The organism is Bradyrhizobium sp. LB13.1 (assembly GCF_054056815.1).
On sequence record NZ_JBSRYQ010000001.1, the window covers coordinates 4,953,803 to 4,978,417 of the forward strand.

The 24,615-nt window shown below is 65.1% G+C and carries 22 protein-coding genes and 5 pseudogenes; 9 read left to right on the forward strand and 18 right to left on the reverse strand.

The features are described 5' to 3' along the window. Window positions 1–245: 245 nt before the first annotated feature. Together ACVWYI_RS23665 and ACVWYI_RS23670 are read right to left on the reverse strand one after the other, a co-directional pair. Entirely contained in the window at window positions 246–809 is a 564-nt protein-coding gene (locus ACVWYI_RS23665) for a YceD family protein (RefSeq protein ID WP_456663343.1), read from the reverse strand. Beyond that, window positions 806–1,372, reverse strand: a complete 567-nt coding sequence (locus ACVWYI_RS23670; protein ID WP_456663344.1) for a ubiquinol-cytochrome C chaperone family protein — start codon at window positions 1,370–1,372, stop codon at window positions 806–808. Before ACVWYI_RS23670 ends, ACVWYI_RS23665 begins: the two co-directional genes overlap by 4 nt. A gap of 98 nt (window positions 1,373–1,470) precedes the next feature. Here ACVWYI_RS23670 and ACVWYI_RS23675 point away from each other — a divergent pair, with 98 nt between their 5' ends. Further along, window positions 1,471–1,956: an outer membrane protein assembly factor BamE gene (locus tag ACVWYI_RS23675; RefSeq protein WP_456663345.1), complete on the forward strand. Its 486-nt coding sequence runs from the start codon at window positions 1,471–1,473 to the stop codon at window positions 1,954–1,956. Window positions 1,957–2,052: 96 nt separating this feature from the next. Continuing rightward, window positions 2,053–3,055: pseudogene (locus ACVWYI_RS23680) on the forward strand (Bug family tripartite tricarboxylate transporter substrate binding protein). A 174-nt stretch (window positions 3,056–3,229) separates the two neighbouring features. On the opposite strand, the pseudogene ACVWYI_RS23685 reads toward ACVWYI_RS23680, so the two are convergent. The 12 genes and pseudogenes from ACVWYI_RS23685 to ACVWYI_RS23740 form a co-directional block, all read right to left on the reverse strand. Further along, a pseudogene (locus tag ACVWYI_RS23685) lies at window positions 3,230–5,352 on the reverse strand (sodium-translocating pyrophosphatase). Between the two features lie 235 nt (window positions 5,353–5,587). Beyond that, window positions 5,588–6,590 (reverse strand): annotated as a pseudogene (gene thiL, locus ACVWYI_RS23690) (thiamine-phosphate kinase). A gap of 152 nt (window positions 6,591–6,742) precedes the next feature. After that, window positions 6,743–7,240, reverse strand: coding sequence for a transcription antitermination factor NusB (gene nusB / locus ACVWYI_RS23695; protein WP_456663346.1), 498 nt, complete (start codon window positions 7,238–7,240; stop codon window positions 6,743–6,745). Window positions 7,241–7,242: 2 nt separating this feature from the next. Next, complete coding sequence (gene ribH / locus ACVWYI_RS23700; RefSeq protein WP_247444266.1) at window positions 7,243–7,734, reverse strand: 6,7-dimethyl-8-ribityllumazine synthase; 492 nt, start codon at window positions 7,732–7,734, stop codon at window positions 7,243–7,245. Between the two features lie 71 nt (window positions 7,735–7,805). After that, the gene (locus ACVWYI_RS23705) at window positions 7,806–8,414 is read right to left on the reverse strand and encodes a riboflavin synthase (RefSeq protein ID WP_456663347.1); all 609 of its coding nucleotides are present in this window, start codon (window positions 8,412–8,414) and stop codon (window positions 7,806–7,808) included. A 1-nt stretch (window position 8,415) separates the two neighbouring features. Then, window positions 8,416–9,564, reverse strand: coding sequence for a bifunctional diaminohydroxyphosphoribosylaminopyrimidine deaminase/5-amino-6-(5-phosphoribosylamino)uracil reductase RibD (ribD, locus tag ACVWYI_RS23710; RefSeq protein WP_456663348.1), 1,149 nt, complete (start codon window positions 9,562–9,564; stop codon window positions 8,416–8,418). Beyond that, on the reverse strand, window positions 9,561–10,043 hold the full coding sequence (gene nrdR, locus ACVWYI_RS23715) for a transcriptional regulator NrdR (RefSeq protein ID WP_247349424.1): 483 nt from the start codon (window positions 10,041–10,043) through the stop codon (window positions 9,561–9,563). The genes ribD and nrdR overlap by 4 nt, the downstream gene beginning before the upstream one ends. A 15-nt stretch (window positions 10,044–10,058) precedes the next feature. After that, a complete protein-coding gene (gene glyA, locus ACVWYI_RS23720) occupies window positions 10,059–11,357 on the reverse strand; it encodes a serine hydroxymethyltransferase (RefSeq protein ID WP_247349425.1) in 1,299 nt (432 codons plus the stop codon). 270 nt (window positions 11,358–11,627) lie between these two features. Next, window positions 11,628–11,849: a hypothetical protein gene (locus ACVWYI_RS23725; protein WP_247349426.1), complete on the reverse strand. Its 222-nt coding sequence runs from the start codon at window positions 11,847–11,849 to the stop codon at window positions 11,628–11,630. Between the two features lie 37 nt (window positions 11,850–11,886). After that, on the reverse strand, window positions 11,887–12,120 hold the full coding sequence (locus ACVWYI_RS23730; protein ID WP_354051695.1) for a hypothetical protein: 234 nt from the start codon (window positions 12,118–12,120) through the stop codon (window positions 11,887–11,889). 204 nt (window positions 12,121–12,324) lie between these two features. Next, complete coding sequence (gene ldtR / locus ACVWYI_RS23735) at window positions 12,325–12,843, reverse strand: transcriptional regulator LdtR (RefSeq protein WP_007603420.1); 519 nt, start codon at window positions 12,841–12,843, stop codon at window positions 12,325–12,327. A gap of 508 nt (window positions 12,844–13,351) precedes the next feature. Then, a complete protein-coding gene (locus ACVWYI_RS23740) occupies window positions 13,352–13,849 on the reverse strand; it encodes a DUF6163 family protein (RefSeq protein ID WP_456663349.1) in 498 nt (165 codons plus the stop codon). A 135-nt stretch (window positions 13,850–13,984) separates the two neighbouring features. Between ACVWYI_RS23740 and hemB the strand changes: the two genes are divergently transcribed. From hemB to ACVWYI_RS23760, 4 genes are all read left to right on the forward strand, one after another. Beyond that, complete coding sequence (hemB, locus tag ACVWYI_RS23745) at window positions 13,985–15,046, forward strand: porphobilinogen synthase (RefSeq protein WP_456664568.1); 1,062 nt, start codon at window positions 13,985–13,987, stop codon at window positions 15,044–15,046. Between the two features lie 153 nt (window positions 15,047–15,199). Beyond that, entirely contained in the window at window positions 15,200–15,739 is a 540-nt protein-coding gene (locus tag ACVWYI_RS23750) for an RDD family protein (protein ID WP_247349429.1), read from the forward strand. A gap of 149 nt (window positions 15,740–15,888) precedes the next feature. After that, the gene (locus ACVWYI_RS23755) at window positions 15,889–16,665 is read left to right on the forward strand and encodes an arginyltransferase (RefSeq protein WP_247349430.1); all 777 of its coding nucleotides are present in this window, start codon (window positions 15,889–15,891) and stop codon (window positions 16,663–16,665) included. A gap of 69 nt (window positions 16,666–16,734) precedes the next feature. Continuing rightward, window positions 16,735–17,073: a hypothetical protein gene (locus ACVWYI_RS23760; protein ID WP_247444270.1), complete on the forward strand. Its 339-nt coding sequence runs from the start codon at window positions 16,735–16,737 to the stop codon at window positions 17,071–17,073. 77 nt (window positions 17,074–17,150) lie between these two features. On the opposite strand, the pseudogene ACVWYI_RS23765 reads toward ACVWYI_RS23760, so the two are convergent. Further along, window positions 17,151–18,507: pseudogene (locus ACVWYI_RS23765) on the reverse strand (Nramp family divalent metal transporter). Window positions 18,508–18,675: 168 nt separating this feature from the next. On the opposite strand from ACVWYI_RS23765, the pseudogene ACVWYI_RS23770 reads away from it, so the two are divergent. Beyond that, window positions 18,676–19,921: pseudogene (locus tag ACVWYI_RS23770) on the forward strand (MFS transporter). Between the two features lie 28 nt (window positions 19,922–19,949). Here the strand turns inward: ACVWYI_RS23770 and ACVWYI_RS23775 are convergent. Further along, the gene (locus ACVWYI_RS23775) at window positions 19,950–21,209 is read right to left on the reverse strand and encodes an adenylate/guanylate cyclase domain-containing protein (protein ID WP_456663350.1); all 1,260 of its coding nucleotides are present in this window, start codon (window positions 21,207–21,209) and stop codon (window positions 19,950–19,952) included. Between the two features lie 163 nt (window positions 21,210–21,372). On the opposite strand from ACVWYI_RS23775, the gene ACVWYI_RS23780 reads away from it, so the two are divergent. Next, on the forward strand, window positions 21,373–22,530 hold the full coding sequence (locus tag ACVWYI_RS23780; protein ID WP_456663351.1) for an MFS transporter: 1,158 nt from the start codon (window positions 21,373–21,375) through the stop codon (window positions 22,528–22,530). Window positions 22,531–22,561: 31 nt separating this feature from the next. Further along, entirely contained in the window at window positions 22,562–22,753 is a 192-nt protein-coding gene (locus tag ACVWYI_RS23785; RefSeq protein ID WP_247349438.1) for a hypothetical protein, read from the forward strand. On the opposite strand, the gene ACVWYI_RS23790 is transcribed toward ACVWYI_RS23785, so the two are convergent. Both ACVWYI_RS23790 and ACVWYI_RS23795 read right to left on the reverse strand, forming a co-directional pair. Then, window positions 22,750–23,628, reverse strand: coding sequence for a DMT family transporter (locus ACVWYI_RS23790; protein ID WP_456663352.1), 879 nt, complete (start codon window positions 23,626–23,628; stop codon window positions 22,750–22,752). The genes ACVWYI_RS23785 and ACVWYI_RS23790 overlap by 4 nt on opposite strands. A gap of 82 nt (window positions 23,629–23,710) precedes the next feature. After that, on the reverse strand, window positions 23,711–24,541 hold the full coding sequence (locus ACVWYI_RS23795) for an N-acyl homoserine lactonase family protein (protein ID WP_456663353.1): 831 nt from the start codon (window positions 24,539–24,541) through the stop codon (window positions 23,711–23,713). Window positions 24,542–24,615 lie beyond the last annotated feature (74 nt).

Consider the following 24,615-nt stretch of genomic DNA (forward strand, 5'->3'; position numbering starts at 1 on the left):
TTCGCCATCCATGTACATGGCGGTCGGCCAAGCGCCACGCGCACCCGGGCCGGGCCGCGACAATAGCGTTTTGTTATCCCGAAACAACCTCTTGCCCCCAGCCTTTTGCATCCGGGACGATCCGGCTGCGGACGGACGATTTCACAGGTAGTATATAGAAATCAGATAGATAACTCGACCTTTCAAAGCGCCGCCGCAAACACCTCACGCCCCCTGGCAAAGCGGTCTTCTGGGGAAGACGGCACCTATTTGTCTTTCTTCTTGTCCTGAAGGGCCTTCAGTACCGCAAAGGGATGGTCCTCGGGATCGGGGGCGGTGGCCTCCACCTCGAACACGACCCCCGGCTTCCGCGGATAGGGATCGACCGCCAGGAACAGCGCATCGGTGGCAAGCCTCCCGAGGTCAATGATGCCATTGACGATCGCCTCCGGCGGATCGGCGACGTGCTCCTTATCGTTCTGCCCCTCCTCCATCAGATCGGCCAGCCGGCGCACCTCGGCCTCCGGGGCGAATATAAGGTCCACCTCTTCCTTGATCTCGCTCTCGATCGGGTCGAGTGTGACCACACAGATCTGGCCGATCCGGGCGTGAACGTGCCCGGTGACCTGGATCCGGTTGCCGCTTTTCGGCACGACGTCGAAGGCGGCCTGGACAGAGAGGACCTCCCGCAAGCCTGCCGTCTCGGCCATGGCCTGCCGCTCGGCGGCCGAGGCCTCGAGCTTGCGATGCAGCCCGGTGTCGGGGATCTGTGCAACGACGACGGGCACCCGCCAGGGATCGGGCCCGGGTCCTGTAATCGGTCGGCTCATGGCGTGACATCCTCAGGAAGCGCTGGAGGAAACTTGAAGGACGCACCCAGCAGTGCGGCCTCGCCGGTCCGGCCCAGATCGGCCTCGGTAGCCCTGGCATAGTCCGCCAGCCGCTGCGCCTGATCCATGCCGGCCCCATTCAAGATATTCTTGCAGATCGCCGATGCCAGCGTCGCGTCGCCGCCTTCCATGGCCTGGTCGTAGGCCTGGACCCGGCCGTAAAAGGCCTCGCCGAAGGCCCGCATCCGCTTCGGCACGGTCTGGTCGCCTATCCCCATCTCGCGCAGATTGTCGTCCATGTCCTCGCAGAAGCGATCGAACAGCGCCTGCGACAGCTCGGCGGCGCCTTGTTGGGAAGCGTGCTGGACCGTGCGCAGGCGGCGCAGCAGCAGCCAGAGATGCAGCAGCAACAGGTCGAAACGCCCGTTAACCGTATCCGGCACGCCCAAGTCGCGGTAAAATATGGGTTCTCGCGCCTGCGTCACGATCATGCCATAGATGGCTTCAATGGTGCCCGGCGAGGCTAGCCGGGGTTTCCTGAAGTGATTGAACGGCCAAAACATTGTGGTTTCCGCAAGCGGGCGCGCGCGTGTTGCATTCAGAGTCTCCGCCCGGTACTTCAGCGCCTCGCGCGACGCAAGGGGACGGAATCAGTTCCGCTATGACGATAACGAACCAGACCAGCCTGCGCGCGGACAAGCGGCGCGGCGTTCAAGCACTTTGGCGCGGCTTGCGCCTGTTCGCGGCCACGGCCCTGGTTGGCGTTGCGCTTGCCGGCTGCACCGGCGAGCAGTTCCAGAAGGGTTACATCCTGCCGCCCAACGCGCTGGAGCAAATTCCGATCGGCGCGAGCCAGGATCAGGTGCTGATCGTGATGGGCACCCCCTCCACGGTCGCAACCCTCGACGGCGAGGTGTTCTATTATATCTCGCAGCGCTCGGAGCGCATGGTCGCCTTCATGAACCAGAAGGTGGTCGACCAGCGCGTCATCGCCGTCTATTTCGACAAGTCGCGACGCGTGCGTCGGCTTGCGAATTACGGTCTCCAGGACGGCAAGATCTTCGACTTCGTCAGCCGCACCACGGCGACGTCGGGCCAGGAGATGAGCTACCTCACGCCGATCTTCAAGCTGCTGAGCTTTAACTGAGCCTTCAGCCTGCGGCGTCGTGCCGCTGCGTGCGACTTGCCGTTGCGCGTCCTGTTCCATACGCTCCTTGCAAAACAAGAAGCAGGGAGTGGATTCGTGCCCAATAGATTGCTGTCCCGCCGTCGCGTGCTCACCGGTGCTGCCGGCCTCTCGGCCGCAGCGATCCTGCCGCGATCGAGCCTGGCAGACTGGAAACCCACCGAAAACGTCCGCGTCGTGGTGCCCGCCGCCGCCGGCGGTTCGACCGACGTGATGGGCCGGCTCCTGGCCGCGCATCTGCAGACCGCCTGGGGCCAGTCGGCCGTCGTTGAAAACCGCTCCGGTGGCGGCGGCACGATCGGCGCGGCCGAGGTGGTCCGTTCGAAGCCGGACGGCCACACCATCCTGATCGGCAATCCCGGTCCGAACGCAATCGCCTACAGCATTTTCAAGAACCTCACCTACAAGCCGGACCAGCTCCAGCCGGTCTCCAACATGATCCGGATCCCGAACATCGTCTCGGCGCATCCGAAGACCGGCATCAAGTCGATCGCCGAGCTGATCGCCTATCTCAAAACCAATCCGGACAAGCTCAGCTACGCCTCCTCCGGCGTCGGCCAGAGCCCTCACCTCACCGGCGCCTGGTTCCTCCAGCTCACCGGCCTGAAGATGACGCATATCCCGTTCCGCGGCGCCGGTCCCGCGCTCCAGGCGGCGCTCGCCGGCGACATCCAGATTCTGTTCGACAACCTCTATCCGAGCCTGCCGCAGGTGCAGAACGGCACCCTCACCGGCCTCTGCGTCACCACGACCGAGCGCAGCGATCTCGCGCCGAACCTGCCGACCATGCGCGAGAGTGCGCCGGAGCTGGCGAATTTCGACGTCTCGTCGTGGTTCTCGGGTTTTCCTGCCGAAGGGCGTTCCTCCTGCCGTGCTCGAGGCGCTCAATCTCCAGGTGAAGGCGATGCTCGAGCGCGACGACATCAAGAAGAACATCGTCGCTATGGGCGCCCGTGCCGACTACGGCACGCCGCAGCAGTTTGCCGAATTCGCGGACGTCGAGACGAAGAAGTTCGCCGGCATCATCCAGAAGGAAGGGCTGCAGATGGACGTGCAGTAGGCGTCACTTCCGTCATGCGAGCGCAGCGAAGCAATCCAGAATCCCTCCGCGGAAAGACCCTGGATTGCTTCGTCGCAAGAGCTCCTCGCAATGACGGGGTGAAAGCATCCAACCCATCGAACAGAAAACCCCGCGGCTCACGCCGCGGGGTTTTGTCTTGTTCGTTCGCGCCGCTCAGTGCGCCAAAATCGCCAGCAGCAGCAGCGCCACGATGTTCGTGATCTTGATCATCGGATTCACCGCGGGACCTGCCGTGTCCTTGTAGGGATCGCCGACGGTGTCGCCGGTCACGGCCGCCTTGTGAGCATCACTGCCCTTGCCGCCGAAATGACCGTCCTCGATGTACTTCTTGGCGTTGTCCCAGGCGCCGCCGCCCGAGGTCATGGAGATCGCGACGAACAGGCCCGTCACGATCACGCCGAGCAGCATCGCACCCACGGCCGAGAACGCCGCCGACTTGCCGGCCACGCCGCCGCCCGCGATGGCGTAGATCAGGAAGTAAACCACGATCGGCGATAGAACCGGCAGCAGCGAGGGGATGATCATCTCCTTGATCGCCGCACGGGTGAGCAGGTCGACCGCCTTGCCGTAGTCCGGCTTGTCGGTGCCCTGCATGATGCCCGGCTTCTCGCGGAACTGCCGGCGCACCTCCTCGACGATCGCGCTCGCCGCGCGGCCCACAGCCGTCATGCCCATCGCGCCGAATAGATACGGCAACAGACCGCCGAACAGCAGGCCCACCACCACGTAGGGGTTGTTGAGCGAGAAGTCCGGATTGACGGCCGGCGAAGTAAGGATGGTGCGCGGAGTCTGCAACGAAGAACTTGAGGTCCTGGTTGTAGGCCGCGAACAGCACCAACGCACCGAGACCGGCGGAGCCGATCGCGTAGCCCTTGGTCACCGCCTTGGTGGTGTTGCCGACCGCGTCGAGCGCGTCGGTCGACTTGCGCACCTCCTTCGGCAGGCCCGCCATCTCGGCAATGCCGCCGGCGTTGTCGGTCACTGGACCGAACGCGTCGAGCGCGACGACCATGCCGGCCAGCGCCAGCATGGTGGCAGTCGCGATCGCGATGCCGAACAGGCCGGCGAGGCTGTGGGTGACAAGGATGCCGGCGATGATGACGATCGCGGGCAGCGCGGTCGATTCCATCGAGATGGCAAGGCCCTGGATCACGTTGGTGCCGTGGCCGGTCACCGAGGCCTGGGCGATCGACTTCACCGGACGATAGTCGGTGCCGGTGTAGTATTCAGTGATCCAGATGATCAGCGCGGTGACGATGAGGCCGACCACGCCGCACTCGAACAGCGCCATGCCGGTGTAGTCGACGCCGTCGAGCTTGCCGAATCCGATCAGGTAATGGATCACGCCGGCGATGCCGACCAGCGACAGGATGCCGGTTGCGATCAGGCCCTTGTAGAGCGCGCCCATGATCGACTGGCTCGGCCCGAGCTTCACGAAGAAGGTGCCGATGATCGAGGTGATGATGCAGATGCCGCCGATGGCGAGCGGCAGCGTCATCATATCCATCAGGATCGGCGTCTTGGCGAAGAAGATCGCCGCGAGCACCATGGTGGCGACCGCGGTCACCGCATAGGTCTCGAACAGGTCGGCAGCCATGCCGGCGCAGTCGCCGACGTTGTCGCCGACGTTGTCGGCGATGGTCGCCGGGTTGCGCGGATCGTCCTCGGGAATGCCGGCCTCGACCTTGCCGACGAGGTCGCCGCCGACGTCCGCCCCCTTGGTGAAGATGCCGCCGCCGAGACGGGCGAAGATCGAGATCAGCGAGGCGCCGAAGCCGAGCGCCACCAGCGCGTCAACCACGGTCCGGCTATCGGGCGCGAGCTTCAGCGAATGGACCAGGAAGCCGAAATAGAGGGTCACGCCGAGCAGCGCGAGACCCGCCACCAGCATGCCGGTGATCGCACCCGCCTTGAAGGCGAGTTCGAGGCCGCCGGCAAGCGATGTCGTCGCCGCCTGCGCGGTGCGCACATTGGCGCGGACCGAGACGTTCATGCCGATGAAGCCGGCCCCTCCCGACAGGATGGCGCCGATCAAAAAGCCGACCGCGACATAGAGACCGAGCAGATAGGCAAGCAGCACGAAAATGACGATACCGACGATACCGATCGTGGTGTATTGACGCCGCAGGTAGGCCTGTGCGCCTTCGCGTACTGCCTCCGCGATCTCCTGCATGCGCGGCGACCCCGCATCCGCACTCAAAACCGAAGATGTCGCCCAGATCGCGTAGACGACGGAAAGCACTCCGCAGAGCACAATCAACCCATAATGCTGTCATGTGATTTTTTGCCTCAGATCCTTGATGAACGTACCCCCGGCGCCTTTTATTTTCCGTCGTGCGGTGCGGCGCCTTGATGTTGAACAAGGCCGCCCTTGCCCGAAGGCGCGGCCCTAGTCGGTCACAAGCTTGCCAAAATCAAATTGAGGGTGCAACGCCGGATAAGGCGAAAAAGCCGATCTCGGCAGGTATTTAGGCTCAGTCGGAGAGACTGGACGCCGGTTTGGGGCAATTCCTAGAAGTGGCTGTAGGACAGCCGCTTCAAGACCAGTTCCTGGCCCTGCCCGTCCAGGAAGCGCGGCCGCTCATGGCCCGCGACGATCGTGCCGATAGCCGTGACGGCAAGGCCTGCTGCCCGTCCCAAGGCAATCAGCGCGTCGCCTTGCGCCGGCGGCACTGTGCACAGCACCTCGTAATCGTCACCCCCGGCCAGCAGCGTCTCAACGCAAACGACGTTGGCCGCGATCAGGCCGGCCGCAGCAGCCAGAGAGCGGCACGCTCGCCACGTCGATCGTGGCCGAGACGCCTGATGCCGCACAGAGCTTTGTCAGATCTCCGGCAAGGCCGTCGGAGACATCCATCGCAGCCGTCGCATGCTTACGCACCGCCTGCGCGAGACCATTGCGCGGCTGCGGCACGCGATAGCGCGAGATCAGCACCTCGCACGCGTGCGGATCGGAGGCCAGCGCGACCGCCGCCTCGCCGCCCTTGAGCACGTCAAGGCCGAGCGCGGCGTCCCCAATTGTCCCCGTCACCAGGATGCGGTCACCCGGCCTTGCGCCGGTGCGGCCGACCATCTGCCCCCGCGGCACGCGGCCGAAGGCGGTGATTGAGATCATCTGCGGCCCCGGCGTCGACACCGTGTCGCCACCGAGCAGCGGGCAGGCAAATGTTTTCGCGTCCTCGCCCAGCGCATCCGCGAACGGCCTGAGCCAGGCGTCCTCCTTGCTGCGCAGCGCCAGCGTCAGCACGAAGCCGGCAGGGGTCGCGCCCTTGGCCGCGAGATCGGACAGATTCACCCGCAGCGCCTTGCGCGCGATGGTGTCGGGCGGATCGGTGGCAAGATAATGCACGCCCTCCACCACCGCATCGGTGGTGACGACGATATCCTCGCCTTGGGATTTCAGGATGGCGGCATCGTCCACCAGCCCTAGCGCGCCGGGATCGGTCGCCAGCGGCTTGAAATAGCGCGCGATGAGGGAGTCTTCGGCGGATACCGGTTCTTTGTCCTGCGTCACGGTACTAGACCCGTCATCCTGAGGTGCGAGCCCTTGCGAGCCTCGAAGGATGCGTGGCCGAGATGCACCCTCGGTGGCACGCCGCCGTCCTTCGAGGCCTCCGCTTCGCTCCGGCACCTCAGGATGACGGCTACGGCGGAGGTCGTCTCAATCTACCCCCGCCCGAACTCGTCACCGCGAAACTGGCGGCCGATCTGGTCGAGCACCGCGTTGACCATGCCGGTCTCCTCGCGATCGACGAAGGCGTTGGCGACGTCGACATATTCGGAGACCACGACGCGGCCCGGAACGTCCTTGCGGTGCTCCAATTCGTAGGCCCCGGCCCGCAGCACCGCGCGCAGGATCGCTTCGATGCGCTTCAGCGCCCAGCCCTTCGACAGCGCCTCGTCAATCAGGGGATCGAGCTTCTTCTGGTCGCGTACGACGCCGGAGACGACGTCGCGGAAGAACGCCGCTTCCGCCGGCAGATAAGTGTCGCCCTCGACCTCGTTGCCGAGCCAGTGGCTCTCGAACTCCGCAAAAATGTCGTTGATGCCGGCGCCGGCGATGTCCATCTGGTAGAGCGCCTGCACGGCGGCGAGCCGCGCCGCACCGCGTCGGTTCGCCTTCTTCTCCGCGCCAGCCGGCGGCCTTTTGTTGTTATCGGCCATGATCAAGCCCGCGCCAGCCGGCGTTTTATCCGCAGCATCGCAATCGCGGCGCGCGCGGCATCGCCGCCCTTGTTCAACTCGCTGGCGCGCGCCCGCGCCCAGGCCTGCGCCTCGGTGTTGACTGTGAGGATGCCGTTGCCGAGCGGCAGCTTGCGCGCCACCGCGAGGTCCATCAGCGCACGCGAGGATTCCTGCGAGACGATCTCGAAATGAATGGTGTCGCCACGGATCACGCAGCCGAGCGCGATCGCGGCGTCATAGGGCTTGCCATTGGCAGCCGCGGCATCGATGGCAATCGCCACCGCCGCCGGGATCTCCAGCGCGCCGGGAACCGTGATGACATCATGGGTCAGGCCCGCCGCCTTCAACTCGGCCACTGCGCCGTCCAGAAGCGCGTCCTGGAGATCGTCATAGAACCGCGCCTCGACAATCAGCGCGCGCGCGCCGGAAATGTCGGTCTGGTCCTTCAGGGGTGCACGCCGTGCGTCAGCCATAATCGATCCGTTTCACAGGGGTTGGCGCTATGTAGTCGCCGCCAGCGGGTAAGCCAAGTTCAAAGACACCGTCACTTCATTTCCGTCAGCCGCGCCGCGTAGCGGGCCATCAAATCGACCTCAATATTGACCTCGGTGCTTGCCTTCCAGGTACCGATCGTCGTGACCGTCAGGGTGTGCGGGATGATCAGCACCGAAAAGGTCACGTCCTTCACCGTATTAACGGTCAGCGACACGCCGTCGAGCGTGATCGAGCCCTTGGTCGCGATGAACCGCGCCAGCTCCCGCGTCGTGGAGAGCTCGAACCGAGCCATGTCGGGCAGGTCCTCGCGGCTGACGAGGGTCGCGATACCATCGGCGTGGCCGGCGACGATATGGCCGCCGAGCTCGTCGCCGATCTTGAGCGCACGCTCGAGATTGAGCCTCGTGCCGACCCTCCAGTGCTTTGCGGTCGTCAGCGCCAGCGTCTCGGCCGCAGCATCGACGTCGAACCAGGTGGAGCCACTTTCGACACCCGAGGCGACGACGGTCAGGCAGACGCCGTTGCAGGCGATCGAGGCGCCATCGGCAATGGTGGTCTGATCGTAGCGGCAGGCGATGCGCAGCCGGTGCAACTGGCCCTGCGCCGTCGGCTTGAAGCCGACGATCTCGCCGATATCGGTGACAATGCCGGTGAACATGTTATGCGCGCTCGTAGACGGTGAGAGTATCGTGCTCGAATGTCTCGCTAGCATGAACCTTGTAGGCCTGCGACTGCGTGATTTTCGACAGGGGCAATGCATCGAGCGCATCCACCCCGTCGGCGCCCACCGCTTCCGCGCCGCGGAACAGCCATATCTCGTCGGCGAGGCCGGCCGTGACGAAGGACGCCGCAACGCGGCTGCCGCCCTCGACCATCAACCGCGTGATGCCCTTCTCGGCCAGCGCCTGCAGCACGGCCGCAAGATCGAGCCCGGATGCGTTGCCCGGCGGTATGCGGATCACCTGCGCACCGGCGGCGCCGAGCCGCGTGGCGGCCGCAGCCTCCGCGAGCTCAGACCCCACCACCCACAGCGGTGTCTCGCGCGCAGAGCCGACGAGCTTGCTCGCGCCGGGAATGCGCAGGCTCCGATCGAGCACCACGCGCACCGACGAGCGCGCCGCCATGCCCGGCAGGCGGCAGTTAAGCTCCGGATCGTCCGCCAGCACCGTGCCGATGCCGATGAGGATGGCGTCGCTCTGCGCGCGCAAGAGATGCACGCGATTGCGCGCCGCCTCGCCGGTGATCGCAACCGGCTTGCCCCCGGCCGCGCCGATCTTGCCGTCGGGCGAGACCGCGAGCTTCAGGATCACATGTGGGCGGCGATCCCGGATACGGCGAAAATGCCCGGCGTGGTCGAAGGCGGCCTCCGCTGCACACAAACCCACATCCACCGTGATGCCGGCAGCGCGCAGGCGCGCGTGGCCTTGGCCGGCGACTTCCGGATTGGGATCCTCGATCGCGGACACCACCCGCTTGATGCCGGCGGCGATCACCGCATCGGCGCAGGGCGGCGACTTGCCGAAATGCGAGCACGGCTCCAGCGTGACGTAGAGCGTGGCGCCGCGCGCGGCCTCGCCCGCACGCTGCAGCGCTTCAGGCTCGCCATGCGGACGACCACCAGGCTGGGTCCAGCCGCGGCCGACGATGACGCCGTCCTTGACAATGACGGCGCCGACGGCCGGATTGGGCCAGGTGCGCCCCTGCCCGCGCCGGCCGAGCGCCAGCGCCAGCGCCATGAATCGTCGATCGGTATCCCTGGACTCGCGGGCCTTCTGTGCAAATTGATCCTCCAGGATGCGGAAGATCATTTGCGGATCGCGGCGAGCCGCGCTTGCTCCTCACCGGAGAGCTCGCCGAGCACGTCGGCGAAATCCTTGGCCTCGCGGAAATTGCGGTAGACCGAGGCGAAGCGCACATAGGCGACGTCGTCGAGCGTGCGCAGATGCTCCATCACGGTCTCGCCGATTACCTCGGAGGAGATTTCGGCCTCGCCCCCGGTCTCGAGCTCGCGCACGATGGTGGAGACCATCTTCTCGACCCGCTCCGGCTCGACCTGCCGCTTGCGCAAGGAGATCGACACCGATCGCATCAGCTTGTCGCGGTCGAACGGCACGCGGCGTCCGTTGCGCTTGATCACCGTGAGTTCGCGCAGCTGCACGCGCTCGAAAGTGGTGAAGCGGAAATTGCAGGCGACGCAAACGCGCCGCCTGCGGATCACGGACGAGTCCTCGGTCGGACGCGAGTCCTTTACCTGCGTATCGAGACTGTTGCAGTTCGGGCAGCGCATCCGTTTAACCCAACCTTACTGGTAGATCGGAAACCGGTCGGTGAGCGCCTTGACCCGTTCCTTGATCGCGGCTTCCACCAGCGGCGCCTTGCCGTCGTCGGACTGCGCGATCGCGTTCAGGACTTCGACGATCATGCTGCCGACCTGCTGGAATTCAGCGACGCCGAAGCCGCGCGTGGTTGCCGCCGGCGTGCCCAGCCGAATACCGGAGGTGACAAACGGCGACGCGGGGTCGAAGGGAATGCCGTTCTTGTTGCAAGTGATGGCGGCGCGGACCAGCGCCTTCTCCGAGACGTTGCCCTTCAGGCCCTTCGGCCGGAGGTCAACGAGCATCAGATGGTTATCGGTGCCGCCGGAGACAATGTCGAACCCGTGGCCCTTGAGCGTTTCGGCCAGCGCCTTGGCGTTCTCGACGACGTTCTTCGCATAGACCTTGAAGTCCGGACGCAGCGCCTCGCCAAAAGCCACCGCCTTCGCCGCGATCACGTGCATCAGCGGTCCGCCCTGAAGACCCGGGAAGATCGCCGAATTGAGCTTCTTGGTCAGCGCCTCGTCATTCCACAGCATCAGGCCGCCACGCGGACCGCGCAGCGACTTGTGCGTCGTGGTGGTGGTGATGTGGGCATGCGGCACGGGTGAGGCATGCACGCCGCCGGCCACGAGGCCCGCGAAGTGCGCCATGTCGACCAACAGGTACGCGCCGACGCTGTCCGCGATCTCGCGGAAACGCTTGAAGTCCCAGGCGCGCGAATAGGCCGAGCCACCGGCGACGATCAGCTTCGGCTTGACCTCTTCGGCCTGCTTGGCGACCGCGTCCATGTCGATGATCTGGTCCTCACGGCGCACGGTGTAGTGCGCCGCCTTGAACCACTTGCCGCTCATGTTGACGGGCGAGCCGTGGGTGAGATGGCCACCGGCCGCAAGATCGAGGCCCATGAACGTGTCGCCGGGCTGGAGCAGCGCCAAAAACACCGCCTGGTTCATCTGGCTGCCGGAATTGGGTTGCACGTTGGCAAAGCCGGCGCCGAACAGCTTCTTGGCGCGATCGATCGCGAGATTCTCGGCGACGTCGACCCACTCACAACCGCCGTAATAGCGCGCGCCGGGATAACCTTCCGCGTATTTGTTGGTCATCACCGAACCCTGCGCTTCCAGCACGGCACGGCTGACGATGTTCTCGGAGGCGATCAGCTCGACCTCATGGCGCTGCCGGCCGAGCTCGCCCTTGATGGCGGCTGCGATTTCCGGATCGGCCTGATCGAGCGAGGCGGTAAAAAACGAATCGGGGGCGGAGGCGGTTTTGGCGAAGGTCATCTTGCGAATATCTCCACCGCCGCAGCCTTTTGGCGGGCTACGGGCGGGTCTGGTGTGGCGATCGGAAGCGGCGAGCGCGATCTACCACATCGCCCGCCCCCGGCCAAGGGTTTGCGGGTCGGGCGTGAGATTTGTGCAAGATATGGTGGGAGTGAAGGTTTTCGGCGCTGGGGCGGTTCTATGGAATCACCCCATCTGCGACCCTCCGAAATGGGGCCGCTTTGAGCCTCAAACGCCGCGCCGGACCCGCCAGGCGAGGTCAGCGTCCCGTCACAGTCCGGTATACCCCGCCTTCACCGGGTCCACACTGCCGTCGAGCTGGCGCAGGTAGGTCAGGCCGCACACCGTCAACCTGTGGGTGTCCTTCTCGCCGGCTTCCATCAACGTATTGAGATAGTTCGTGACCTTGGCCCTCGCCTCCGCGCTCGCCGCAGAGCTGCGGTTGGCGAGCAGGTCATAGGTCTGCATGATGCGGTCGATGGCAGCTTCCATGGCATCCTCTGGTTCTTCGACATGTTGGGAGTCGTGATCAGGCAACCGCTTTGGCCTCGGACTGCGCTTCAAACCTGGCGATGGCCTTGTTGGCCAGCCTGATCTTGTTGAATTCGCCGTGCTGGAGCAGTTTGATGACGATCTCGAGCAGGCGTTCGTCGGTGACGAGGGTGTCGCGGATCGCGCCGGAGCGGCGAAGATAGTTCGCGGCGATGGCATAGGCCTCGCTCACGAGTTCCACGTTCGCCCCCACGCCACGCTCGACCAGCATCATCAGCCTCCGATCCGAAGAGGATAAGCGCGGAACCGGGAACTCGTTCCCACCGGTTAGCGATTTTTTTCGCAACCGCGAAATGACAAAACGCACCGGTCCGGGCAGAGAGCCGGGCCGATGCGCTTGGGGAAGTTCAGGCACGTTCGGGAGGCTTGCCGGTCTTGTTGTGGGGCCGGCTTGGCCAAGTCTCGTCGAACGAACTCAGAGACGATACAGGATCTGGTCGGTCCAGAACCGCTCGAGGCGGTGCAGCGACTTGTTGAGGGTCGAGAACTCCTCACCGGAGATGCCACCGACCTGCTCCACCGTCTTGACGTGCTTCTGGTAGAGAGAGTCGACGATGCGGCGAACTTCCTGGCCCTGCGGCGTCAGGCGGATGCGCACCGAGCGGCGATCAACGCGCGAGCGCTGGTGATCGAGGAAGCCGAGCTCGACGAGCTTCTTCAGATTGTAGGAGACGTTGGAGCCGAGGTAATAACCGCGCGTGCGCAGTTCGCCCGCGGTCAGCTCCTTGTCGCCGATGTTGTAGAGCAGGAGCGCCTGCACCGAATTGATGTCCGCGCGGCCGCGGCGATCGAACTCGTCCTTGATGACGTCGAGCAGCCGGCGATGCAGCCGCTCCACCAGAGTCAAAGCTTCCAGATAGAGCGTCTGCACCGAACCCTGCTGGCCGGAGACGCGCTCTGCGGTATCTGCCGCAGTTGCGACGGCTTTCATCATGACACTTCCCCTGTTGTCGTTTTTATCGACACTCATTCGACGAAACTTGTGCTCCGTCTGATAGGTGCAACTTAAGGGGCTCGTTTGAAGATCGGCTTAAATAAGAGAATAAAGAGATCATGAATTTAAGACAGTGAATTGCGGATTAAGCCTGTGCCACAAGCACTTTCCGCAACCGTCTGTTGACTCTCGCAAGGCCCTGTTCACCCTCCGTCCGCCCCGATTGTCGCATTCCAGAACAGCCTCGCCCCGTTTCGAAACGGGCGCGTAAGAGCTGTGGCGAAATGCACGGAGTCAACGAAAAGTTACCTCGAATTTTAGGCAACCAACGGTCAACCAAGCGCGACACTCTCGTGTCCCGGACAAGCGAAGCGCAGATCCGGGACCCAGATAGCCAAGGCATGGATCGTGGAGAGATGGGCCCCGGCTCAGCCGCGCACCACGCCGCAAGTGCGGCGCGCTGCGCTGCGTCCGGGGCACGAGAATATTGGTGTGTCGAAAGCTTCGCCTATGGCGGCCGTTCCCGCGCCGCCATCCAGGCGAGCGCGAGATAGGCGGCCAGCATGAAGGCTTCGACCCCGACCACGACCAGGCTGCCGCCGTAAATGCCGGGGAACATCAGCTCGATCACCGCCATCGACACCACGGTCGTCAGCCACACCACCGCGCCCCAGGGCGTGGCGAGCCAGAGGCCAACCGCGGCAACGAGCTCGATCACGGCGAAATAAACGGTGGCGGCCTGCCAGGCCATCGACTGGTTCTCGAACGCCTCGTCCTCGCCGCCGACGAAGCCGGTGACCTGGGCCCAGTGATAGAGACCTTTCAGGATCGAGAGCAGCGCCATCACCCGCAGGAACAGCACGAGCCGGCGCGTCCAGACATTGTCGTCGGACTCGGCACGCTCCGACGAGATCGCCGCCACCGACATTGCGTTGTCTCTGGCGTTGTCTCGGATGGCGTCCCTGGCGCTGTCGCGGGCCGCATCGCGGGTGGAGATCTCGGACATGGCCCCTTCTGGCTGCTTTGCCCCGCAAAATCAATCGGCTGCCCAAGTCTTCAATTCTGCCTTGCGGCAGGTCAAGCCGCGGTGACGGGAACCATGCGAACTGGTATAAGAATAATTCCAGCCGGAGGAAGAATGATGGCGATCAAATACGGACGTCCGATCGAATTGCGCGAGGTTTCGCGCCGGGATGGCGCTGGCGCCTCCCCTGCCCTCGATCTGACCATCCGGCCGCGCCGCAACCGCAAGGCCGAATGGGCCCGGCGCATGGTGCGCGAGAACGTCCTCACCACCGACGATTTGATCTGGCCGCTGTTTTTGATCGACGGCAACAACAAGCGCGAGCAGATCGCCTCGATGCCGGGTGTCGAGCGTCTTAGCGTCGATCAGGCCGTGCGCGAGGCCGAGCGCGCGATGAAGCTCACCATCCCTTGCCTCGCGCTGTTTCCCTACACCGACCCTTCCTTGCGCGACGAGGAAGGCTCGGAGGCCACCAACCCGAACAATCTGGTCTGCCAGGCGGTGCGCGCGATCAAGAAGGAGTTTCCGGAGGTCGGCATTCTCTGCGACGTTGCGCTCGATCCCTTCACCAGCCACGGCCATGACGGCCTGATCTCCGACGGCAAGATTTTGAACGACGAGACGGTCGCCGTGCTGGTGCGCCAGGCCCTGGTGCAGGCCGAAGCCGGCTGCGACATCATCGCGCCCTCCGACATGATGGACGGCCGCGTCGCCGCGATCCGCGAGGGCCTGGATCGCACCGGCCTGCTCGACGTGCAGATCATGGCCTATGCCGCAAAATACGCCTCCGCCTTCTACGGCCCGTTCCGCGACGCCATCGGTTCGGCCAAGACGCTCACCGGCGACAAGCGCACCTATCAGATGGACAGCGCCAACACGGATGAAGCGCTACGCGAGGTCGAGCTCGACATCGCCGAGGGCGCCGACATGGTGATGGTGAAGCCCGGCATGCCCTATCTCGACGTGGTCCGCCGCGTGAAGGACACCTTCGCAATGCCGACCTTCGCCTACCAGGTCTCCGGCGAATACGCGATGATCGCGGCCGCCGCGAACAACGGCTGGCTCGACGGCGACCGCGCCATGATGGAGAGCTTGTTGGCGTTCAAGCGCGCCGGCGCCGATGGCGTGCTGAGCTACTTTGCACCGAAGGTGGCGGAGAAGCTGCGGGCGCAGGGGTAAGGCACGCCGGTCCCGGGTTTGTAGCGGTCGCAACTCGCCCCACCGCCCCCGAATCGCCGGAATATTTCGGCTTGTTAACGCCAGCGCGCCCTTGGCACACGGACGGCCTGTTCCCATCTCCTGCCACGGGAGTTTTCCCTTGGGAGGACGGACATGTCTTATTCGGATTCGGGCAACGCCTGGCGCAATGACGGCGGAGCGCAGCCGCACGCCTACGATCCCTATCTGCACCCGGAACTGTTCCGCGGCGTTGCGACGCGGCGGGTGTTCGCCTTCCTGATCGACATGGTCGTGATCTCGGTGCCGGTGATCCTCGGCTACCTCTTCATCGCGGTATTCGGCGTGGTCACGCTCGGCATCGGCTGGGCGCTGTTCTGGCTGGCCTGGCCGGCTTCCGTGATCTGGGCCATCGTCTATTACGGCGCCTGTATCGGCGGTCCGTCGTCCGCGACGATCGGCATGCGCCTGATGGATCTGGAGCTGCGCACCTGGTACGGCGCGCCGGGCTATTTCGTGCTCGGCGCCACCCACGCCGTGCTGTTCTGGGTGACGGTCTCGTTCCTGTCGCCCTTCGTGGTGCTGGTTGGGCTGTTCAACGGCCGCAGGCGCTTGCTGCAGGATTTCGTGCTGGGAACGGTCGTGATCAACAATTCCGTTCGCGCGCCGGTGCCGCAGGGCGCGCGGACCTACTAAACAACGACCTTTTGATCAAGGACCTACTGATCAAGAACCTATCAACCTGGACCCGCTATGCTGACCCATCTGACCTGCCGAGTTGACCGATTGACCAGGGGCTTTGGTAGCGCGATGCTGATACGTATTTTGGAGGCCCACGACGTCCCTTGACCCAGCACTCGCGCGACACCCCCCAATTTTACCTCACGGCGCCCTCCCCCTGCCCCTATCTGCCGGGCCGGCACGAGCGCAAGGTGTTTACGCACCTCGTGGGTGAGCGCGCCGGCGACCTCAACGACCTCCTGACCCATGGCGGTTTCCGTCGCAGCCAGTCGATCGCCTACCGGCCGGCCTGCGACCAGTGCCGCGCCTGCGTCTCGGTCCGGGTGATCGCCAACGAGTTCCGCCCCTCCCGCAATTTCCGCAAGGTGATCGCGCGTAACGCCGACATCATCGGCGAGCAGCGCAGCGCGGTGCCGACCTCCGAGCAATATTCGGTGTTCCGCGCCTATCTCGATTCCCGTCACCGCCATGGCGGCATGGCCGACATGACCGTGCTCGACTACGCCATGATGGTCGAGGACAGCCACGTCGAAACCCGCATCATCGAGTACCGCAGGCGCGGCCCCGACAGCGGCATCACCGGCCGCGGCGAGGAGCTGATCGCGGTCGCGCTGACCGACGTGCTCAGCGACGGCCTGTCGATGGTCTATTCGTTCTTCGAGCCCGGCGAAGTCAGCCGCTCGATGGGCACATTCATGATCCTCGACCACATCGCCCGTGCCCGACGTCAGGGCCTTCCTTACGTCTATCTCGGCTACTGGATCGAAGGCTCCAAGAAGATGGACTACAAGGCCCGCTTCCTGCCGCAGCAGCGCCTCGCGCCGTCAGGCTGGCTGCGCATCGACGCGCAGGGCGATGCGGCGTCCGAGCCGCAGGATTGATCGGCGCGCCGATCTCATAAGCCGGGCAGCTTGTAACCTGCGAGAATGGGACCAGCTCCGGAGGTTTCCTTGTCGAGCACCTATGATCTGATCGCGCGGGGCATGGTCGAGCGCCAACAGGTGCTCTGTTTCTATCAAGGCCACCCGCGCGCAATTTGCCCCGCAATATTGGGCCATACCGATGGCCAGGAACGCACGCTCGCCTTTCAGTTTGCCGGCAGTTCCAGCAAAGGCTTGCCGCCCGGAGGGGAATGGAAGTGCTTTAGGCTGGCGGAGATGACGGGGGTCGAGCTTCAAAGCGGGGAATGGCACGCGGGCTCAAGCCATCGCGAGCGCCAACAATGTGTGAAGGTTGTAGATCTCGACGTAAATCCCCTCAGTCCTTATCAGCCGCGACGCCGGGTCTAGTCTGCGCACGGTCGGTTTGCCGAAAGACAAATGCGTGATTGCAGCTTCGGCATTTGATGCGCAGTGGCGCGCAACAGTCACGATCCGAACAGCGAATCCACGAGCAGCTTCAAGTTCAAAACCACGATGATGCCCGCGACGATCCACGCGATCGCCGCCACCCACACCGGTATGGCGAACTTGCCCATCTTGCGGCGGTCGGAGACGAAGCGGACCAGCGGGATGACGGCGAAGGGCAATTGCATCGACAGCACGACCTGGCTGAAGACCAGCAGATCAGCCGTGCCGCGCTCGCCATAGATCGCGGTGACCACGATCACCGGAATGATGGCGATGCCGCGCGTCAGCAGGCGCCGCGCCCAGCTCGGCAGGCGCAGGTCGAGAAAGCCTTCCATCACGATCTGGCCGGCGAGCGTCGCTGTGACCGTTGAATTCAGGCCCGAGGCGAGCAGAGCCACCGCGAACAGCGTCGAGGCGATGCCGAGTCCGAGCAGCGGCGACAGCAGCTCGAAGGCCTGGCCGATCTCGGCGACGTCAGAGTGGCCGCTCTTGTGGAAGGTTGCGGCAGCCACGACGAGGATCGCAGCATTGATGAACAGCGCCAGCATCAGGGCGATGGTCGAGTCTGTCGTCGCCCATTTGATCGCCTCGCGCCGGCCCGTGTCGTTGCGCTCATAGGCGCGCGTCTGCACGATCGACGAGTGCAGATAGAGATTATGCGGCATCACCGTCGCGCCGATGATGCCGATCGCGATGTAGAGCATTTCAGGGTTGGTGAAGATCTCGGTCTTCGGCACAAATCCCCTCAGCATCTCGGCAACCGGCGGTGCTGCCGCGGCAAGCTGGACCGTGAAGCAGACTGCGATCACAACAAGCATTGCGATGACGAAGGCCTCCAGGAAGCGGAAGCCGCGATTCATCAAGACCAGAAGCAGGAAGGCATCCAGCGCGGCAATCAGCGCGCCGCCGATCAGGGGAATGCCGAACAGGAGTTTGAGGGCGATCGCCGTGCCGATGACCTCGGCGAGATCGCAGGCAATGATCGCCGCCTCGCAGGCGAGCCACAGCATGAAATTCACCGCCGGCGAATAGGTCGCGCGGCAGGCCTGCGCGAGGTCGCGGTCGGTGACGATGCCGAGCCGTGCCGCCAGCGCCTGGAGCAGGATCGCCATCAAATTCGAGAGCAGGATGACGGAGAGCAGCGTGTAGCCGAACTTGGACCCGCCGGCGAGGTCGGTCGCCCAATTGCCGGGGTCCATGTAGCCCCACCGAGACCAGATAGCCTGGGCCGACGAAGGCGAGCAGGCGCCGCCACCACGCACCCGCGATGGGGATTGCGACCGTGGCATTCACCTCGGCCAGGCTCTTGGTAACAGGCGCGTCGGAGCGCCAGCCGGCGGCGTCTCGGGTCAGATCGGGAGAGCGAGCATCCATGGGTAGAGAATACCGAAGCCGAGCCTTATTGCAACTAATTTGCAACTGCATCTAGCCGCATGGGTTCCCGCGGCAGCCGCTCCTTGTCGCCCATGTCGGGAAGCGGGTGGGTTTAGCCGTCCTCGGACGCCAATACTGGCGCCAACTCGACTTTGCAGGAAATGAGCCATGTCAAATCCCCCGCGCCTCCCCGAGACATTCAACCGCCTCGCCTGGTCCAACCTGGCGGCACAGTCGGCCGAACAGATCGCGCTGGCCGCGGCTCCTATCGTCGCGGTGCTGACGCTCGGCGTGGCCGAGGGCCAGACCGGCCTGTTGCAGACCGCACTGACCCTGCCTTTCGTCCTCTTCGCCATTCCAGCCGGCCTGCTCGCTGACCGCATCTCCCGCCGTTCGCTGATGGCTGGGGCCGAGGCGCTGCGGGCTGCTGCCCTTGCGACGATCGTGCTCCTGCTCGCGCTCGGCGCCCTCAATCTGTCGCTGCTGGCGCTGCTCGGCTTCGCCGCCGTGTGCGGCACCGTCGTTTACAGCGTCGCCGCGCCGGCGTTGGTCCCCTCGCTGGTGAGTTCTGACCTCTTGCCGGCCGCCAATGCCCGCATCGAGCTCGCACGCACCATTGCCTTCGCCAGCGGCCCTGCGCTCGGTGGTGTACTGGTGGGATGGTGGGGCGCTAGTCCGGCCTTCGGCTTCGCCGCGGCTCTCTCGGTCATCGCCGTCGTGCTGCTCTCCGGCATCTACGAGCCCGCACGAACGCCGGCTCCACGGCGGCATCCGCTCCAGGACATCCGCGAAGGCGCGGCCTTCGTGTTTCACCATCCGCTGCTGCGGCCGGTGTTCATCACCCAATTCATCTTCAACACCGGATGGTTCCTGCAGATCGCGGTGTTCGTGCCTTACGCCGTGCGTCACCTCGGCCTGACCGCCGCCGGCATCGGCACCGTGCTGACGATGTACGGTGTCGGCATGGTGATCGGCGCGCTGTTCGCCACGCGCGTGATGAAGCGCATCGCCTTCGGCACGGTCGTCGGTCTCGGCCCCGTTACCGGCTTCGTCGCCGCGGTGGTGATGGCACTGACGGTGCTGGTCCCCTCGCCCTGGCTCGCGGGTTTGAGCTTCTTCCTGCTCGGCGTCGGGCCGATCCTGTGGGTGATCTCGACCACGACGCTGCGCCAATCGGTGACCCCGCCGCGCCTCTTGGGCCGCGTCTCCGCCATCAATATCATGAGCTACGGCGCCCGCCCGATCGGCTCGGCACTCGGTGCGATCGTCGGCGGCCTCTGGAGCGCGGAAGCGTGCCTCTATCTCGCGGCGGCGGTATTCGGCGTGCAGGCGTCTGGTCATCTGGCTCTCGCCCGCGGTGACGCTGGATCGGCAGCCGGACATGGTGGGCGATGAGGCGGCGGCGCGATGTTAGCGCCGCTGCGTGTGCTGGAGCAGCCAGCCTAGTTCGTCAGATACCGCTCGTAGCTCCCCGTCACCGGCGCGCTCGCGTCCACCTCCGGATCGAGCGTGTAGAGATCCTGCGCGCGGCCGATGCCGCGCAGCGCGTAGCGGCCGGTGGAGACGAGGTAGCGGCGACCGGCGGCGTCGAGGCCCTTGTAGAATTCCGCCGACGCCAGCAGCTCGCGATCGACCGAACGGCTCATCGAGGCGATGCGACTGACCTCGTTCACGGTGGGACCGACCACGGTGAAATCAAGCCGGTCCTCGCTGCCGATATTCCCGTAAAAGACCTCGCCGACATGCAGGCCGATATAGGCGGACGTGGTGGGACGGCCCTCGGCCTCCCGCCGCAGGTTCAGCGCTGCAACGTTCTTGCGGGACAGATGCTCGGCGCGAAGTGCGGCGCGGCGGGCATCCGCCATGTCCTCGCCGGTGAACATCGCGAGCACGCCGTCGCCGATCAGCTTCAAGACGTCGCCGCCGGCGTCGTGGATCGCGTCGATCACGGCCTGCGCATAGTCGTTGAGGAACGGGATGATCTCGTCGGGGCCGATGCTCTCGCTGATCCCGGTCGATCCGCGCAGATCCGAATACCAGAGCACGGCGTTGATGCGCTCGGTGACGCCGCGCGAGATCCGCCCGCGCAGCACCTGCTCGGAGGCATCGCGGCCGAGATAGACGCGGCCGAGCGTGCGCGCGATGTCGACCTGCTGCGCCGATTTGATCGCGAGCCCCAGCACCGGCACGAGATCGCGCAGAGCCTCGAGCTCGCCTTCGGCGAAGCCGCTGTCGCGGCGCGTGGTCCAGCAGGAATAGAGGCAGTCCATCAGGCCAAGCGCGCCATTCTCGCCGAAGCGATGCACGAAAGCCAGGTAGTGCCGGTGGCCGTCCTCGGCGAGCTCGCCGATCTGGGAAAAATCCATCGACGGCGCGTCGGCGAGGTCGATCACCCTCTCGTCGTCGCCATGCTCGAGCATGTGGAAGAACACCGAGCGGCGCCAGCTCTTGGCCGCGTCGCCTTCGGCGGTCGATCCGTATTCGAACGCATCGCTCTCGTTGCTCGGACGGTCGCTCCAGCGGAAGCCGCGCCCCTCGTAGATCGGATGCAGCGTATCGATCACGACGAGCCCGCGCGAAAGTTCCAGCCCTTCGGCGCGGCAGCGCTCGCAGAAGCCGCGCAACAGATCGGTTTCGGGCAGGCCGGTAAGTCCCTGGCCGGCCAGCCAGTTCATCAGGTCGAGGCGCGAGGTCAATTGCATACGCCATTATGGCGTGCATTCGTGACGAGCGAAAGGCCGCGCGAACGCGTGCAATGAAGGCTCCCGTCCACAGCAGATCGAATATGTCACGGACGCTGTTGACGCGCTCTCGTCGCCGGCTGCAAATGGAATCGATGACACTGCTGACAAGACATACAGGGACATGAGCCAGCACCAGCTTCCGATCATCCTGGCGCTCGGCACCACACAGACCCTGGCCTGGGCTTCCAGCTACTATCTGCCGGCGCTGCTCGCCGATCCCATGGCGCGCGACCTCGGCGTCTCCTCCAACTGGATCTTTGGCGCGTTCTCGGCCTCGCTGGTGATCTCGGCGATGCTCGGCCCGCGCATCGGGCGACAGATCGATCTCGTCGGCGGCCGGCAAGTGCTCTCGGTTTCGAACCTGACGATCGCCGCCGGCCTCGTCCTGCTGGGCCTCTCGCACTCGGTGGCGGTGATGGCGATTGCCTGGCTCGTGCTCGGCATCGGCATGGCGATGGGACTTTATGACGCCGCCTTCGCCGCGCTCGGCCGCATCTACGGCACCGAGGCGCGCAGGTCCATCACCGGCATCACGCTGATGGCGGGCTTTGCATCGACCGTCGGCTGGCCGCTTACCGCGTGGGGGCTGTTGCATTTCGGGTGGCGAGAGACCTGCTTTGCCTGGGCGGCCGCCAATATCCTGATCGGATTGCCGCTCAACTTCTTCATGCTGCCGGCGATCAAGGGCGCCAGGCAGGCCGCGGCGACGGCCGAGAAGCCGCATCTGCCGCTCAACCGCACCATGGTGCTGCTCGCCTTCGTCTTCGCGGCGGTCTGGACCGTCACCGGCGCGATGGCCGTCCATTTCCCGCGCCTGCTGGAGGCAACGGGCGCGACGCATGTCGAGGCGATCGCGGCCGGCGCGCTGATCGGCCCCGCACAGGTGGCCGCGCGCATTCTCGAAGCGGGTTTTCTCAGTCGCTTCCATCCGCTGTGGTCGACCCGGCTCGCCTGCCTCACCCATCCGCTCGGCGCGGCCGTTCTCGCCATCTTCGGCGCTCCCGCAGCGAGCGCGTTTGCACTGCTCCACGGCTCGGGCAACGGCATTTTGACGATCGCGCGCGGCACGCTGCCGCTGTCGATCTTCGGCCCGAAGGATTTTGGCTATCGCCTCGGCATCATCGGCGCGCCGGCACGGATGGCGCAGGCCGTGGCGCCGCTGGCCTTCGGCCTGCTCATCGACGTCATGGGCACCAAGGTGCTGATCGTCTCGTCGGCCCTCAGCCTCTCGGCGCTGGCCGCGCTGTTCATGATCCGCGCGCAACCGCGGCCGGATTGACCGGGCCGGAGCTTTCGCGCACAAGCGAAGCATGACCGAAGACACAAGCCCGCCCCGCACATTCAAAGGCCTCTTGCGCTGGGCGACCACGCCGCCGCAGGCTTGGGGCGTCTATCTCCTCGCCATCATTCTTGTGTGGCTGATCTCGTTCTATGCCGGCTCCCTGAAGCCGAAGAAGGCGCCCGAAGCAAGTCCGCCCGCCGTGACCGCACCGCGGAGCTAAGCCGCCTTGGCATCGCTGGTCGCGATCCAGATGCCGGCGAACACCGCAATCAGCCCGATCAGTAGATTGGGTGTGATCGGCTCGCCGATCAGCAGCGCGGCAAGCAGGGTGGCGGCGATCGGATTGACCGTCATCGTATTGGCGACGCGGGTCGGCGTTGCGCGCGCCAGCGCCATGACCCAGAGGATGAAGGCGAGCGCGCCGCCGCCGATGCCGAGATAGATGCCGGCGATCCACTGCCCCATCGTGAAGTGATCAAGCGCGGCAAAGCTGCCCTTCACGAAGCCCGCCAGCACCAGCACGGCGGCGCCCGCGCCCATGCCGACGGTGAGAAAGCCGAGTGGGCTCGAGCGCTGCATCAGCGGACGCGACAGCACGTTGTAGAACGCCATGCAGAACACGGCACCGCTCATGATCAGCTCGCCACGCCACGCGCCGGGCGGGCTCTGCGCCAGACCCGCGGCCAGCGCCGCCGCCACGCCGAGCACGGCGATGCCGACGCCTGTGATCTTGCGCGCCGTCAGGCGTTCCACGCCGAGGATCGCGCCGACCACCATGGTGTGGAGCGGCAGCGTCGCGAGAGCGAGGCTGGCCCGCGCCGCGGTCGTGTAGGACACCGCGATGTTGTAGAGGATGAAGAACAGCCCGAAGAAGCAGATGCCGAGCAGCGTCACGGCCGGCCAGTCGGACCGCTGCGGCCAGCGCACGCCGAGCATCAGCGCACACGGAAGAAGGCAGAGAAAGCCGATCCCCCAGCGCAGGATTGCGAGCAAGATCGGATCGGCGCCACTAACGAGATAGCGGGTGATCGCCGCGGCCGTGCCGCCGAGACTGCTCGATACCAGCGCGATCGCGACCCCGGCCCATTCTCCCACAAACGTCTCCCGTTGCGGAGCTTGTTGAGGGCGCTAGCACGTCCCTGCTGCCACCATAGTGGCAACAAGGCATTGCGGGAAGCTAGTCGTAAAACTCCGGCGCCATCTTCTGGCTGTCGCGCTGAGCCTTGTCGTGGTTGATCCAGAGCTGCGCCTTCTCCTTGCCGAGCGTGTCGGCGATCTTCTGCATCGAGGCCGCGCTCTGGTCCTTGTTGGCGTTCATGCTGGGCACGCGGCGGTTGTCCCAATTATCCCTGAAGTGCACCGCATCGCCGGACAACACCACCGCGCCGGTCTTCGGCAACTTCACCAGCAGCGACTGGTGTCCCGGCGTATGGCCGGGCGTCGACAGGATGGTCACGCTGCCGTCGCCGAACACGTCCTTGTCGCCCGCAAGCAGCTCGACCGGATGCGACGGCTTGAAGCGCGGCTCGTTGTTGGCGCCGGGCCAATCATATTCGGCCTTCTGCACGTAGAGCGTCGCCTGCGGAAACAGCTCGACATTGCCAATGTGGTCGGGATGGGTGTGCGAGACGGCCATCACCTTGACGTCAGCGGGCTTGACGCCGAGCTGGTCAAGCTGGGCGGCAAGCGTCTTCGGCCGCCGCCAGGTCACGGCCTTGGGATCGGCGGGCGGCAAGCCATTTGGCATCGCCGCGACTGCGTCGGCGATGCCGGTGTCCCACAGGAACCAGCCCTTGGTGTGCTTGATGAGATAGCAGCTATCGACGAAGTCCATCGTCTTGCCCTCGTTCAGGCCGGGCGTCCAGCGCGAGATGTCGCCGGCGGTGCCTTCTCCGCAGTTGAGGACGTAGAGCTTTTCGACACCGGTCTTTTCCGACTGCGCCAGCGCCGCATGACCGGACAGAGCCAGTGCGGCGATGGCGAGAGCGAGCTTGATCCTTGGCATCATTTGTTCCTCCCTGGCAGCCATGTCGGCTGTGACCGAGGATCAACCCCGGCCCGTACGCAGAATTCCCGCAAAGC